Here is a 15431-nt window from a genome sequence, read left to right as displayed (position 1 = left end):
AGGCCTGCTTTGCCAGTCACAACCTTTTGAACGGCGTATCACGACACCAGACGGCGGTGGCGGGCCTCGGCGGCGCGCTCGATGGCAGCGGCCACCAGCGGTTCCAGATGGAGGCGGTTACGCACGATCTGAAGCATGCGCCTTTCCTCGGGTTCGACATGCAGATCCGCCGCGGCAACCTCGACGGCCACCGCATAGGCGGTGTCGTGAAGCGATCTTGGGACGGTCTCGCGCACAAGGGTCAGGATTCTCTCCATTCCGTCATCCTTCTGCAGTATCTGCTGGCACTGGGTAGCGACCTCGATGATGCGGTTCTGGTCGAACTCCCGAAAGACAGGGAGCGTGCGGATCATATTCCCGATGCGGCCAAGTTCGGCGTCGGTCATGTCGCGGTCGGCCGCCGACATGACAACCATCAGATAGATGAGTGCCTCATGGGGGGATGGATCGGCGGTCATGGGATTCCCTCTCTTCGGAATGGTCCCGGCGCGGCGCGGCGGGCGCGTTGAAGGTAAGAAGCCGTGCGGCTGGCTGCAATGAAAAACGCGGTTAAGATTGACGCGTGGTCGCGTCAGCCTTAACAGCTTGGCCCTTAAAACATCCCTCCAACCCATGGAAAGCGGAAATGACGACGACGACCGCGCTTGATCTTACGTCCGAACTGCTTACGGCGACCGCCGTGAGCAAAGCCTGGCCGTTCGAAGAGGCGCGCAAGATCGTCAAACGCTACGAGGCGACCGGCTTCCCGAAAACCGTGCTGTTCGAGACAGGCTATGGCCCTTCTGGTCTGCCGCATATCGGCACGTTCGGCGAGGTGGCGCGCACCTCCATGGTGCGTCATGCCTTCCGGGTGCTAACCGGGGACAAGGTCGAGACACGGCTTCTCTGCTTTTCGGACGACATGGACGGAATGCGCAAGATTCCGGACAACGTGCCGGATCCGGCAGAACTTGCGCCCTACATGCATCAGCCGCTGACGGCAGTGCCCAATCCGTTCCGCAGCGACTACAAGAGCTTTGGCGACCACAACAACGCCATACTGCGCCGCTTCCTCGACACGTTCGGCTTCGAGTACGAGTTCGCGAGCGCCACCGACTACTACAAGTCGGGACGCTTCGACGAGGTGCTGTTGCGTGCCGTCGAGCGCTATGACGAGATCATGGCGGCTATGCTGCCCACACTCGGCGAGGAGCGACAGGCGACCTACAGCCCGTTTCTGCCGATCTCGCCCAAGACCGGCCGCGTGCTCTATGTGCCGATGAAGCATGTGAACGCCAAAGACGGGACCATCACCTTTGATGACGAGGATGGCACCGAGACGACGGTGCCGGTGACGGGCGGCCGGGTGAAAATGCAGTGGAAGCCGGATTTTGGCATGCGCTGGGCGGCGCTCGGCGTCGACTTCGAGATGTTCGGCAAGGATCACGGGCCCAACGCCGCGCTCTATGACCGCATCTGCGAGATCCTCGGGGGGCGGGCGCCGGAGCACTTCATCTATGAGCTCTTCCTCGACGAGAACGGGCAGAAGATCTCCAAGTCCAAGGGCAACGGGCTCACTATCGACGAGTGGCTGACCTATGCACCGACGGAGAGCCTCGCTCTTTACATGTACCAAAAGCCCAGGACGGCGAAGAAGCTCTATTTCGACGTCATTCCGCGGGCCGTCGATGAATATTACGCGTTTCTGGCCGCCTATCCGAAGCAGGATGCGGCGGCGCAGCTCACCAACCCGGTCTGGCATATCCATGACGGCAACCCGCCTCAGCTCGACCTGCCTGTGCCGTTCTCGCTGCTGCTCAATCTGGCAACAGCCTCGAACCCGGAGAATCCGACGGTCATGTGGGGTTTCATCTCCAACTACGCGCCGGGCACGACACCGGAGACGCACCCCCATCTCGACAAGCTCATCGGTTATGCGATCCAGTATTTCCGCGACTTCGTGAAGAAGGACTACCGGGCTCCGGATGCGGTGGAACGCCAGGCGCTCGAAGCGCTTTCGGCCAAGCTCGGCGAACTGCCCGCGGATGCCGACGGCGAGACCATCCAGAACGCGGCGCTCGACGTGGCGCGCGGGATCGAGCGCTATCAGGACCACAACAAGAAGAGCCCCAGCGGCGGCCCCGGCGTCTCGGTTGCGTTCTTCCAGATGATCTACCAAGTGCTGCTAGGCCAGGAGCGCGGACCGCGCTTCGGCTCCTTCGTCGCACTCTACGGCATTGCCGAAACCCGCGCGCTCATCGATAAGGCGCTGAAAGGTGAACTCGGCGCCTGAGCAATTCCGGGAAAAATGGCAACCGTTTTCCCGTCCGCGATCGCGTAAAATCACACAGTCGGATCATTCCACCATTTCCCTGAAACGGTGGAACGATCCAGATTTCACGGCCTGCCACCGAATATGCCGCGGCGAGCCTCGCGTGCTTCTTCTTCCAGCTTTTCATAGGGTCCACCGGGAGAGGCGAGCGCCCAGCCCTGCGTTACCAGCCAGGCGGCCGGATCCTCTTGGCCCACCACGCAGTGCGCAACGTGCTTCTCGGCTTTGCCGTCGCCAGCGTTCTCGTCGGCCGGATCGCAGGCCAGCGCCCGGCCGCGCAGCCACAGGCGGAACGCGGTCCGCGCGTGCCTGCCACAAGGCCAGGTTCCCCCATGCCGAGCATCGCAAACCTGGTCCGCATCGACGACCTTGATGGAATCAAGCACGATGTCGCGGCCGTTGGCCGAAACATGGCCCGCAGCAAGCACTACCGGGTGAAACAGGCGATCGGGATTTTCTCCCAGCCTGTCCGAACCGTCCGCCAGCGGGTTCAGCGGCTCCCTCGGTTCAGTTCGCTCAAGCGCTTGCGGTGCGATCAAAGGCGGGGCGACAATCTCGGGCGCAATGATCCGGACGCCACTATCCTGCGCCTCGGCCGCGCCGGCAGCGGCCACCGCCAGGGCGCCCGCGAGACAGCGCATAACGGATCGGCCTACTGGCTTGCCCATACGATGCGCGCCATCCATTCCACCTCGTTCGGGGCGAAAACACGATTGGGGTGGTCGACATTCAGCGACAGGAGTTCGATCTGTGTCTGGGTCCTGCGCAGAAGCACCTTGGCCATGACTTCGCCGGAAGCGGACTTGACCACGACCCGGTCGCCGCGCCGGACGGCAGCCCCGGGCTCGACAATCAACGTGTCGCCGTCGCGGTAGAGCGGTAACATGGAATCGCCCTGCACCTGGAGCGCATAAGACCCCTCCCGGTGGGAACCGGGGAGTTCCACATGTTCCCAGCCCTCACCCGCCGGAAACCCCGCATCGTCGAAGAAGCCGCCAGCGCCGGCCTGCGCGAAGCCGAGCAGCGGGACGGTGGCGGGCGGCAGACCGTATTGGTCGGGCGTGGCTTCGCTGCCTTTCACCAGCCGCAGAAAATCGTCCAGTGTCGCGCCGGTCGCATCGATTACCTTGGCAAGGGATTCGGTCGAAGGCCAGCGGGGGCGGCCATCGACGGAGCAGCGCTTGGATTTGTTGAAGGCGGTCGAATCGAGCCCCGCCTTGCGCGCGAGGCCCGAAACGGACAGCGAATGACGCGCCGCGAGCGCATCGATGGCGGCCCAGACCTTTTCGTGCGATAGCACGTGCGTCTCCCCCAGACGTATAGAACCGGCACAGGAAAAAATGCCTTTGAGATAGTTCTAGCGCCTTAGCATCTCCTTGTCCATCGAACTGACATGTCAGACGGTGATCGGCGGCCTTCCTGTCGCCAGCGCATGATCGAGATATTCGACACGATCCTGCCCCCAGAACGCCTCTCCATTCAAGACGAAAGCGGGAACGCCGACGACATCGGCTTCGATGGCTTCCTGTGCATTGCGCTCGCGGATTTCCGCCGCCTTCGGTTCATGGGCGGCCGCCAGGATCCTTTTCGCGTCGAAACCCTCGGCCTCCAGGTATTTCGACAGCACTTCCTCGTCCGTGACGTCTTCCTCGTTGGCCCAGACAGCGGCAAAGACGCGCTCCATATAGCTCAACGGGTCGTGGCCGGCCTCCACCAGAGCTATGATCGTGTGGTCGGCAAGGGCCGCATCGACCGGCCAGTGCTTCGGCCGCGGATTGATCGGCATTCCGCGGTAATCGGCAATGCGCTGCAGTTCCACAAGCCGCAGGCGCTGGCGCACGGGCGGGCGCTTTACCGGCGGAACCGCGCCCGAGACCTCCCAGACGCGCACCAGGTTCACCGGCTTCACGTTGAGCGTGACGCCATGCTTCTGCGCCACCGCCCGCAACGACTGATGACCCAGATAGGTGAAGGGCGATACGGATGTAACGTAGTAGTCGACGGCTGCAGACATGGAAGCGGCTCCCGGTTTCAAGCATTTTGCAGCCAGATGGAATCATCTGGCGTCCGCATGAATGCGAAAAAACAACAAGATTAAGATAGAGCGTCCTTTGTGCCTCCGAAAGGACGCATGGCGCTCTAGACGATCAGCCAAAGGTAGCGGCCGCACGCCGCCGCGGAAAGGCCGGATAATTTTCAGGCGGGCAATTTTGCCCGCGCCCGCAGTCCTTCGTGAGATGCCATGAAGCCCCTCTCCTCGGCATTTGGCGGGCGCGGCGGTGCGTCATGGCCGATGGTCCGCACCACTTCGTCGACCGGCATGAAACGCCGGTTTGCGAAATCGTAGATGCCACCCGTGGTCATGACGATGGCCGCGGTGCGGCCGTCCTCCAGCACGAAACGATGCTGGCCGAGCACCTGCGTGCCTTCCCATGTCTCGATGGTTGAAATGACATCGAAGCGTTTCCAAAGACCGATCTCGCGCACATAGGCCACCTGAAGGCCGCCCAGAAGCGGAGCCCAGCCATGCTTGCGCGCCGCGCCCACCAGCCCGCTGCGCAGGAAGATGTCGATGCGGCCCATGTCGGCCAGCATCATGTAGCGGGCATTGTTGAGATGAACGTTCGTGTCGATGTCGGTGGGAAGGCAGCGAAAGGACAGCCGCCCCTCGTCCCCCATCCGATACGGTCCACGGCGGCCGCGCGTCGCCGCAACCCGCAGGAGGCGCATCCAGACATACATGGTCGTCTTCCCTCGGTAACAGGTGTTGCATGACAAAGGCGAGAAGCAGCGCACCGCCATCGTCATCCCGGAAACCCGAAGGGTTATCCGGGACCCATTGGCAGAACAGCGTAGAGCACAGCCCGGACCTCGCCCGCCTGCACCTTCTGCGGCGAGGGAGCGTCAGACCCGCCGCTAAGCAGCCTTCTTTCTCACCTCACCCGCACTCTCCGGCGCGAAGCGCTGGTAGAAGGTCTCGCCGCTCTCGGCCATCTCGACCAGCAGCTTCGGCGGCTTGAAGCCCTTGCCGTATTTCTTCTGCAGGCGCTTGGCGAGCGCGACGAAACGGGCCGCGCCCATGCCGTCGATATAGGACAGCGCCCCGCCCGTGTAGGGCGCAAAGCCGAAGGCGAGGATGGAGCCGACATCGGCTTCGCGCGGGTCGGTGACGATGCCCTCCTCCATCACGCGGGCAGCCTCCAGTGCAATGGTAACGAGCAGGCGCTGCTTGACCTCCTCGATGTCCACGGCCTCGGCCCGCTTCTGCCGATAAAGCTCCTTCAGCCCCGGCCACAGATGCTTCTTGGCAGGCTTTTCTGGATAGTCGTAGAAGCCCTTGCCGTTCTTGCGGCCATGGCGGCCGTGCTTGTCGACCATGGTGTCGATCAATTCCATGTGCCGCGGGTCCACGGCCTTTTCGCCGAGATCGCGGATGGTCTGCTTCATGATCTTCTGGGCGAGATCGATGGCCGTCTCGTCCGTGAGCGCCAGCGGCCCGACGGGCATGCCGGCCATCTTCGCGCCATTCTCGATCATGGGGGCAGGAACGCCCTCGATGAGCATCGAGAAAGCTTCCTGCATGTAGCGCAGCACACAACGATTGACGTAGAAGCCGCGTGTGTCGTTGACGACGATGGGCGTCTTCCTGATCGCGCGGACATAGTCCATCGCCACCGCCAAAGCCTTGTCGCCGGTGCGCTTGCCCATGATGATCTCGACCAGCATCATCTTGTCGACGGGTGAGAAGAAGTGGATGCCGATGAAGTTCTTCGGTCGCTTAGTGTTCTTCGCCAGGCTGGTGATGGGAATGGTCGAGGTGTTGGAAGCGAAGATCGCCGAGGATTTCAGCACGGCCTCGGCCTTCTCCGTCGCTTCCTTCTTGATGGCCGAATCCTCGAACACCGCCTCGATGACGAGGCCGGCGCCGTCCAACTCCTGATAGTCGGGCGTGGCCGTAATCAGCGACAGCAGCTTCTCCTTGTCGGCCTCGCTCGCCCGGCCCTTCTTGATGAGCGCGTCCATCAGCTTCGCCGAGTGGGCCTTGCCCTTGTCGGCGGCTTCCTGGTCGCGGTCGATGAGAACCACGGGGATACCCGCCTTGGCGGTGACGAAGGCGATGCCCGCCCCCATGAAGCCGGCGCCGAGGACGCCGACCTTCTTCAGCTTCCTGGCCGGCACGTCCACGGGCCGGCGTGCACCCTTGTTGAGCTCCTGCAGGGAGACGAACAGCGAGCGGATCATCATCTTCGCTTCGGTCGTCTGCATGATCTCGGTGAAATAGCGTTGCTCGATGGTGAGCGCGGTGTCGAAAGGCACCAGAAGCCCCTCATAGACGCATTTCAGGATCGCGGTCGCGGCGGGGTAGTTGCCGTAGGTCTCGCGGCGCAGGATAGCGATCGCCGGCGGCCACAGATTGGCGCCCGCGGCGGAATAGACGGGGCCGCCCGGCAGCTTGAAGCCCTTCTCGTCCCAGGGCTGGACCGGCTTGAGCCCGTCCTTGATCATCTTCTTCGCCGCTTCCACCAGCTTCTTCGGCGGCACGACCTCGTGGATCAGCCCCATGGACTTCGCCTTCTTGGGCGAAAGGCTCTGGCCGGTCGTCAGCATCTGCAGGGCTTCCTGCGTATTGGCGAGCCGCGGCACGCGCTGGGTGCCGCCCGCGCCGGGAAAGATGCCTACCTTGACCTCGGGCAGCGCCATCTTGACCTTGTCGCTATCGGCGGCCACGCGGCCATGACAGGCAAGCGACAGCTCGAACGCGCCGCCCATGCAGGTGCCGTTGATGGCCGAAACCCACGGTTTGCCGGAGGTCTCGAGCTTGCGCCACAACCAGCTCATGCGGCCTGCGCCATCGAACAGAAGCCTGATCGCCTTGTCGTGATCCTTCTTCTTTTCGGTCTCGAACAGACCGAGCATCTTCTGCAGCATGGTGAGGTCGGCACCGCCGGAAAAGGTCTCCTTGCCCGAGGTGATCACCGCGCCCTTGATCGCCTCATCGCCCGCCACCTTGTCGACTATCTTCTCCAGCTCGTCCATCACCTCTTCGGTGAAGACGTTCATGGAGCGGTCGGGCATGTTCCAGGTGACGAGTGCGATGCCGTCGGCGTCGGTTTCGACGGTGAAGTTCTTGTAGTCAGCCATAATATCTTCCTCCGCCAGTCTTTACACGCGCTCGATAATGGTCGCCGTGCCCATGCCGGCGCCGATGCACAGGGTCACCAGCGCGGTGTTCAGGTCGCGCCGCTCCAATTCATCGAGCACCGTGCCGAAGATCATCGCGCCGGTGGCGCCCAGCGGATGGCCCATGGCGATGGCGCCGCCGTTGACGTTGAGCTTGTCGTGATCGATGTCGAACGCCTGCATGTAGCGCAGCACAACGCTGGCGAAGGCCTCGTTGAGCTCGAACAGGTTGATATCCGACAGCTTCATGTTCGCCTTCTTCAAAAGCTTCTCCGTCACGTCGACGGGGCCGGTGAGCATGATCGCCGGTTCAGAGCCGATGTTGGTGAAGGCGCGGATTTTCGCACGCGGCTTCATGTCGAGCGTCTTTCCTGCTTTCCTGGAACCCAGCAGCACCGCGGCTGCCCCATCCACGATGCCGGAGGAATTGCCAGCATGGTGGACGTGGTTCACACCCTCGATCTCGGGATAGCGCTGGACCGCAACCGCATCGAAGCCACCCATCTCGCCGGGCATGACGAAAGACGGGTTGAGCGAGGCCAGCGACTGCATGTCGGTGGTCGGGCGCATGTGCTCGTCATGGTCCAGGATCGTCAGGCCGTTCTGGTCCTTGATGGGGATGACGGACTTCTTGAAATAACCCTTGTCCCAGGCCTTCTTGGCGCGCTTCTGGCTCTCCACCGCATAGGCGTCCACATCGTCGCGGGAAAAGCCGTATTTGGTGGCGATCAGGTCGGCGGAAACGCCCTGCGGCATGAAATAGGCCGGCAGGCCCACGGAAGGGTCCATGAACCACGCGCCGCCGGACATGCCCATGCCGACGCGCGACATGGATTCGACGCCGCCGGCGATCACGATCTCGTCCGAGCCGCCGGCGATCTTGGCCGCGCCGAAGTTGATGGCGTCGAGACCGGAGGCGCAAAAGCGGGAGATCTGCATGCCGGGCGCCGCATTGTCGTAACGCGCCTCGAAGGCGGCCGAGCGCGGGATCACCGAGCCTGCTTCGCCGACCGGATCGACACAGCCGAAAATGATGTCGTCCACCTTGGCGGTGTCGAGCCCGTTGCGGTCGCGCACGGCCTCGAGCACCTTGGCGCCGAGCCGCACCGCTGGCACTTCGTGCAGCGAACCGTCTTTCTTGCCGCGTCCGCGCGGCGTGCGCACGGCATCATAGACATAAGCGTCAGCCATTCCGATCTCCCTGCTTTGCCGGCGATATATCCGGCCTCCTTGCGATCCTTGGCACCCTTCGCGGGCCCTGCTCAAGCCGGGCCGGCAAAGCCCGCCCTCTTTATTCTGGGATCAGGCGCGGCAAACCGTGCCCGCCAGGCGCGGCCGGGGCCGACCTTAAAACGCCTCCGCCGGCAGCGCCATCATCGAGTCGGCGCCAGACGAGATGCGGGCCAGATGAGCGCCGGTTTCCGGCATCAGGCGGTCCATGAAGAAGCGTCCGACGACCAGCTTCTGCTCCAGCATTTCCTTGTCGCCGGCTCCCTCGGCAAGTTGTGCCTGCGCGACCTTGACCGTGCGCGCCCACATGTAGCCGAGCGCCACGAGGCCAAACAGGTGCATGTAGTCATAGGACGCCGCGCCGGCATTGTCCGGCTCGCGCATGGCGTTCTGCATCAGCCACATGGTCGCCGCCTGCAGGTCGTTGAGGCCTTTCTTGAGGCCCTTGGTATAGGGCGCCATGTTTTCATCGGCGCGGTTTTCCTCGCAGAACTCGCCGACCGTCTTGAAGAAGGTCTGGATCGCGCGGCCACCGTTCAGCGCGAGCTTCCGGCCCACCAGGTCGAGTGCCTGGATACCGTTGGCACCTTCGTAGATCATGGCGATGCGGGCATCGCGCACGAACTGGCTCATGCCGTGCTCTTCGATATAGCCGTGGCCGCCGAACACCTGTTGCGCCATGACGGCGTGCTCGAACCCCTTGTCTGTGAGCACGCCCTTGATGACGGGCGTCATCAGCGCCAGATGGTCTTCGGCCTCCTGGCGCGCGGCCTCGTCTTCGCTGCGGTGGGCGATGTCCGACTGTAGCGCCGTCCACAAGAGCAGCGCGCGGCCCGCCTCGTTGACGGCGCGCATGGTCATCAGGTTGCGGCGGATATCCGGGTGCACGATGATGGGATCGGCCTTTTTCTCCGGCTCCTTGGGGCCGGTGAGAGAGCGGCCCTGAAGCCGCTCGCGGGCATAGTCGGCCGCGTTCTGGTAGGCCGCCTCGCCAACGGCCAGGCCCTGGAGGCCGACGCCAAGGCGGGCTTCGTTCATCATGGTGAACATGGCTTTCAGGCCGCCATTCTCCGCGCCCAGCAGATAGCCCTCGGCCTCGTCGTAGTTCATCACGCAGGTGGCATTGCCGTGGATGCCCATCTTCTCTTCGAGCGAGCCGCAGGAAACGCCGTTGTCGTCGCCCAGCACGCCCGCTTCATCCACCTTGCGCTTGGGCACGATGAACAGCGAGATGCCCTTGGTGCCTTCCGGCGCACCCTCGATGCGGGCGAGCACAAGATGGACGATGTTCTCGGCTATGTCATGGTCGCCGGCTGAGATGAAAATCTTCTGGCCGGAAATCCTGTAGCTTCCATTGCCATTGGGCACCGCCTTGGACCGCAGAAGGCCGAGGTCCGTGCCGCAATGGGGCTCGGTGAGGTTCATGGTGCCCGTCCATGAACCCTCGATCATCCTGGGCAGCCATTTCTGCTTCTGCTCTTCGGTGCCGTGGACGAGGATCGCGGCAATCGCGCCTTGGGTGAGGCCCGGATACATCATCAGCGCCATATTGGCGGAGGACAGATATTCGCCGACCGCAGAATGGAGGAGATAAGGCAGGCCCTGGCCACCGAACTCCTCGGGCGCTGAAAGGCCCATCCAGCCCCCTTCGCAATACTGCCGGTAGGCTTCCGCAAAACCCACGGGCGTGGTGACCGAGCCGTCCGCCTGGCGGGTACAGCCCTGCATGTCGCCGATGCGGTTCAGCGGCTGCATGACGTTCTCGGCCAGCTTCGCGCCCTCGCCCAGGATCGCCTCAAGCACATCCGGCGAAGCGTCTGCGAAACCAGCCAGATTGTCGTAACGCTCATATCCCAGAACGTTGCGAATCACGAAAAGCGTATCCCGCACGGGCGCACGATAGGTCGGCATTGATTTCTCCAACTCGCGTGGAAACGCCGGCAGGATACCCTGCCGGAGGGTGCTGGAGCGGAAATAACAAATTTTGACGTTTGCGTAAACGTCATTTTTGCTGCGTAGCGGCATTTTCAATGACGGGGCGCGCGCCGTGAAGCAGTTACGCCCTGATGACGACGGCCGCGATGTGTCGCCTAACTGGTTCCCAAGCGCCCCTTCGACTGGCCGTTCTCCCTGGCTTCCGCATGATCGAGACGTGATCGAATGTCGCCGATCAGCTTGGTCAGCTCGCCTACAGCCTCTTCGACCGCGATATACTGCCGTTCGAGCTGCTCCATCTGCCTTTCGGATTTCTCTAGTACTGCCTTGAGCTGGCGAACATTCGTGCCCCGTGGGTCGTAGAGGTCCAGAATGTGTTTCACGTCGATGAGCGGGAAGCCGATCTTGCGCCCGAGCAGAATCAGGCTGAGCCGCGCCCGGTCATTGCTGGAATAAAGACGGGTCGTGCCACGGCGCATTGGCCGGATCAGTCCCTTGTCCTCATAGAAGCGCAAAGCGCGCAGGGTAACATCGAACTCACGGGCAAGTTCGCCAATACGATAATAGGATTCGTCATCTGAAATATCATTAGCGGCCGGCGCGTTTGCGGGCCATGGAATAGAGGATGCCATAACTGCCTTCCCTGCCGGGCATTCAGCCTTTTTGGGGTTGTGCCAAAGCGCGTTCCAGGGGAGCCGAGTGAAACCGCCGTGGCGAAAAGGAACACGGTCAGAACCAAAACAGCCCGAGCCGTGCACGGCGATATGTGCCGCATACAAGGCGATTGCAAGGCGCATCTGCTCAAAGCCTGTGCGTGACAGGTCATGTTTGGTTGACAAAGGTAATAATGGTTAACCGGATGTTTACCACGTTTGGGAAATATTCCGATCCCGAGACATCGCGTGTGGTTTGCTTCGCACCAGTCGTGAGGTTTCGCTCGAGGGGATATTCCATGTGGACCTCGCAACCGGCCTGAACGGGCAGATGCGAACCCACGTCCCCGCGCATGATGTTCCAAATGCGGCAGGCTGGCCTGTTGCGGAGAGGCGGGCGTTTTATGAACGGCAAGCGGTCATATCTGGACAGCATCAATGCGGGACGTCAGCGCAGGCCGAGCAGTTCGATGGACGAGATAAGCCGCACGCTCGACCATCTGGAATCACGTCTCGGCCGTTCGCTCGAACCCGAGCGCATCCAGACGGGCGAGGGCCGCCTTCCGGAGCGTTCTGCGCGCATGCCGGAGCGTGCGGGTCCGACGGGCCGGCCTCGTGCAATGGCCCATGGCCGCGACCGTACCTCGCTGGAGTACCTCACCCGCGAACTGGAAAAAGCGCGTCGGCAGGAAGATCATTTTACCTCCATCGAAGATATCGCGGCCGAATTGAAGGCGTTGCGCGAGGACATGCGCGGGGCGATGGACACCGGCATCCGTCAGCAGCTGGACGAGTTGCGCCACGAACTCGCGCGCGTGACCGCCACCGCATCGGCGTCGCCTTTGGATACGGAGCTAAACGCCGAGTTGGAGCGTCTTTCGGAAAGCATTGCGCTCCTGGCGGAACGCAGCGACGACAAGGGCACCAAGCTGCTACGCCTCGAGCTCGAACAGGTGAAGGCGGCAATCGCGTCGCTGGCCCGCGAGGAAAGCGTGAAGTCTCTCGACCGGCGCTGGGACGCCTTCGAGGACCGTGTCGCCTCCGGGCTCCAGCGCCATCCCGATCCGGCGATCGATGCCCTTGGCGAGCGCCTCGAGGAAATCGGCAGGGCCGTCAACGGGCTGCCCGAATCCCTGTCCCTGCGTTCCCTCGAAGAACGAGTACACGGCCTGGCCGGATCCCTGGAGCAGTTCGCCCGGCAGCCCCCGCATGGCCAGCCCGACCTTTACGCCATGGTCGAAGAACGGCTGGACGAGATTTCACGTGCTATCAGCGCTTCGTTCGCAACTGCGCACGACACGCAGGTCGACACCCTGGCGTTGGAGCGTATCGAAGCGCGGATCGCTTCGCTGGCCAACCAGCTCGACGAGCTGACGAGCGACCGCGGCGACGATATGGTGGTCGAGCGCCTCAATACTCTTTCCGAACGCGTCGACCAGATGGCGAGCCGCATCGATGTTCCCGAGCAGACAGTGGCGCGCCTGGCCAAGCACATAGCGCATATCGCCGAGCGGCTCGACGCGGCAACGCCGCAGCCTGACACGGAACTGCTCTTCCGCGGTCTGGAAGAGCGGTTTGCCAACCTTTCGGACATGATCGAGCGTCGTCAGGAAGACGCCATCCAGCATGGCCAGAACCTGTTCAGTGACCTGGAGCGCCGCCTGGAGGACCTTGCGGCCCGGCTCGACCAGCGGGCCGAAGTCGGCAGCGAAACCGGCGTGATGGACATGATCGAAGCGCGGTTCTCCGAACTCGCGGCAAAGCTGGAAGGGGCGTCCCGCGACGATGCCGGGAACGCGGCAATCCATGCGCTCGAATCACGGCTCGAAGAGATTTCCAGCCGCCTCAACAGCAGCGGCGCGCGCGAGTCTGGTATGGATCCGGAGATCATCCGCAATCTCGAAAGACAGGTCGCAGCACTCTCAGCGCATCTGGCTCAGCCGGGCGCCGAGTTGCCGGAAGTGGAAGATATCAGCCCTCGCCTCGCCTCGATCGAGCAGGCCATCGCGGAAAACCATGCCGCGATCCTGGAGGCCGCGCGTGATGCAGCGCGGGAGGTTATCGGGCGGTTTGGTCCGGGCGAAGGAGACGACAACCATCTTCGGGAGGATCTGAAGGAGCTGGAAGCTCTGGCCCGGCGGTCGGAGGAGCGCAACGCCAAGACGTTCGAGGCGATCCACGACACGCTCCTCAAGATCGTCAACCGGCTCGGATCGATGGAAAGCGCGGGTGGGTCAAGCGAAGCCGCGCAAACCGCACCGGCCGGCAAGATCACCGTGGGCGATGCGCCTTCCATTTCACCCCTGGCGGGGATCGAGGAAAACGAACCGGAAATTTCCCGCGCTCCGGAAATACGCCGCACGCCCGCTCAGGCGGCCGCAGCAGCGGCCGAAGCCGCTTTGCGCGGCGAAGACCGCCCAGCGGACGGGAGCGCGGAACCCAAGCGTTCGATGCTCGGCGGGCTGACCCGTGCGCTGACGGCCAAGCGCGGGCGTCCGACGGGAGAGGGCGACCGGACCGATCCGGTGCTGGCTGGCGATGCCGGCGAAGTGGAAACCGCAGTGGACATCGATCCGGGCAGGGTGAACGAACCGCTGGAGCCGGGATCGGGCGCACCGGACCTCAATGCGATCATGCGCCGCGTGCGCGAGGACAAGAGCACGAGGGAAAACGTCACCGCCGATACGGCCAAGGCCGATTTCATCGCCGCGGCCCGGCGCGCCGCACAGGCGGCGGCGGCCGAGTCGGAGATACACAAGCATCGCCGTTCCGACGGAGGCAGTAAATCGGGACCCTTGGGGATCGGCAAAATACTCGGCCGGCGCAAGAAGCAGCTTCTGCTCACACTTGGAGCGGCGGCGGTGATCGCCGGCGGGCTTTACGCCGGCCGCACACTGCTTTCCGACGACGGGCCTTCCCTCCTGGCGCAGGCTCAGGCACCGATCGACAAGACGGCTGACGATACCACACCTGTCGCGGCGGCGTTGCCGGAACGTAAGGCGGAAGCCGCCCGCGTCGTGGAACCGCCGGTGGAGAAACCGGCAGAAAAGGTTGCCGAAGACGTCGCGCAAAAACCCACCGGGCAAGCGGTTTTCAACACCGCAAGCGTTGAAGCGGAAGCGCCGACCGCCCTGATGACCGATACTGACGAGCAACCGAAGATCAAGACCGGACCCGAAGCCGCACCCGAGACCGAAGATACCTTCATGAAGCTTGCCGACATCCCCGCCGCCGTCGGCCCGCTGCCGCTGCGCGAGGCAGCGTCGGAAGGCGACGCGGAAGCCCTGTTCGAGATCGCCACCCGCTTTGCAGAAGGAGATGGCGTCGACGCCGACCCCGCAAAGGCGGCGGAATGGTACACCATGTCGGCGGAGCTGGGGCTTGCGCCTGCGCAGTATCGTATCGGCAATATTCATGAGAAGGGCGCAGGCGTCGAGCGCGACATCGAGAAGGCGAAGATGTGGTACCAGCTCGCCGCACAGCAGGGCAATGCCAGCGCCATGCATAATCTCGGCGTTCTCTACGCCATGGGCGCGGACGGGACGCCGGACAATGAATCGGCTGCCCGCTGGTTCATCGAAGCAGCCGAGCATGGCGTTGCCGACAGCCAGTTCAATCTCGGCATACTCGCTGCCAAGGGCGTCGGCATGCCGCTCGATCTGACCGAGGCCTACAAATGGTTCGACATCGCGGCCAGAGGCGGCGACACGGATGCGGCCGCCAAGCGCGACGAGTTGGCCAGGTCCATGGCGCCCGCCGATCTGGCGAAGGCGCAGGGCAAGGCCAAGCTGTGGAAGGCCAAGAAGGTCGATCCGGAGGCCAATATCGTGAATGTGCGCGATGAATGGCGCACGGGAACGGAAACGACTTCCAGCGTCGATATGAAGAAGGCCGTCACCAACATCCAGCTCATTCTCGGCAAGCTGGGCTTTGACGCGGGTGCGCCCGACGGCGTGATGGGTGCCAAGACGCGCACCGCCATCAAGGCATTCCAGAAAGCCAACGGGATGAAGGAAACCGGCGAAATCGACGACCGGCTCGTCCGTGCGCTGCTTCAACGCAACGAGGCAACCCAATAATGCCGACGGAGGCTGTTCCTGGCTGTGGCCGGAATGACTTTT

Annotated in this window: 11 protein-coding genes; 2 read left to right on the top strand and 9 right to left on the bottom strand. The window is 63.1% G+C overall.

Annotation, left to right across the window (positions count from 1 at the left end; all coding sequences use genetic code 11):
• Positions 1-38: 38 nt before the first annotated feature.
• Positions 39-458 (bottom strand): tellurite resistance TerB family protein, encoded by a 420-nt coding sequence (locus N1058_RS05035; protein WP_265516413.1) that lies wholly within the window; start codon positions 456-458, stop codon positions 39-41.
• Between the two features lie 167 nt (positions 459-625).
• Here N1058_RS05035 and N1058_RS05030 point away from each other — a divergent pair, with 167 nt between their 5' ends.
• Positions 626-2272, top strand: a complete 1647-nt coding sequence (locus N1058_RS05030; RefSeq protein WP_265516412.1) for a lysine--tRNA ligase — start codon at positions 626-628, stop codon at positions 2270-2272.
• Positions 2273-2376: 104 nt separating this feature from the next.
• On the opposite strand, the gene N1058_RS05025 is transcribed toward N1058_RS05030, so the two are convergent.
• From N1058_RS05025 to N1058_RS04990, 8 genes are all read right to left on the bottom strand, one after another.
• Positions 2377-2952, bottom strand: coding sequence for a thermonuclease family protein (locus N1058_RS05025; protein WP_265516411.1), 576 nt, complete (start codon positions 2950-2952; stop codon positions 2377-2379).
• 11 nt (positions 2953-2963) lie between these two features.
• Positions 2964-3611: a S24 family peptidase gene (locus N1058_RS05020; protein WP_265516410.1), complete on the bottom strand. Its 648-nt coding sequence runs from the start codon at positions 3609-3611 to the stop codon at positions 2964-2966.
• Positions 3612-3707: 96 nt separating this feature from the next.
• The gene (locus N1058_RS05015; RefSeq protein ID WP_265516409.1) at positions 3708-4325 is read right to left on the bottom strand and encodes a 2-hydroxychromene-2-carboxylate isomerase; all 618 of its coding nucleotides are present in this window, start codon (positions 4323-4325) and stop codon (positions 3708-3710) included.
• A 182-nt stretch (positions 4326-4507) separates the two neighbouring features.
• Complete coding sequence (locus N1058_RS05010) at positions 4508-5053, bottom strand: thioesterase family protein (protein ID WP_265516408.1); 546 nt, start codon at positions 5051-5053, stop codon at positions 4508-4510.
• 174 nt (positions 5054-5227) lie between these two features.
• Positions 5228-7453 (bottom strand): 3-hydroxyacyl-CoA dehydrogenase NAD-binding domain-containing protein, encoded by a 2226-nt coding sequence (locus N1058_RS05005; protein WP_265516407.1) that lies wholly within the window; start codon positions 7451-7453, stop codon positions 5228-5230.
• Positions 7454-7474: 21 nt separating this feature from the next.
• Entirely contained in the window at positions 7475-8683 is a 1209-nt protein-coding gene (locus tag N1058_RS05000) for an acetyl-CoA C-acetyltransferase (protein WP_265516406.1), read from the bottom strand.
• Positions 8684-8839: 156 nt separating this feature from the next.
• Positions 8840-10633, bottom strand: a complete 1794-nt coding sequence (locus N1058_RS04995; RefSeq protein WP_265516405.1) for an acyl-CoA dehydrogenase C-terminal domain-containing protein — start codon at positions 10631-10633, stop codon at positions 8840-8842.
• A 179-nt stretch (positions 10634-10812) separates the two neighbouring features.
• Positions 10813-11454, bottom strand: coding sequence for a MerR family transcriptional regulator (locus N1058_RS04990; RefSeq protein WP_265516404.1), 642 nt, complete (start codon positions 11452-11454; stop codon positions 10813-10815).
• A gap of 260 nt (positions 11455-11714) precedes the next feature.
• On the opposite strand from N1058_RS04990, the gene N1058_RS04985 reads away from it, so the two are divergent.
• On the top strand, positions 11715-15389 hold the full coding sequence (locus N1058_RS04985) for a peptidoglycan-binding protein (protein ID WP_265516403.1): 3675 nt from the start codon (positions 11715-11717) through the stop codon (positions 15387-15389).
• Positions 15390-15431: the final 42 nt, after the last annotated feature.

This window comes from Nitratireductor luteus, from assembly GCF_026162365.1.
GTDB classification, from domain to species: Bacteria; Pseudomonadota; Alphaproteobacteria; order Rhizobiales; family Rhizobiaceae; genus Chelativorans; species Chelativorans luteus.
Note: the sequence above shows the minus strand (reverse complement) of the source record. Positions and strands in the feature narration are given on the sequence as shown.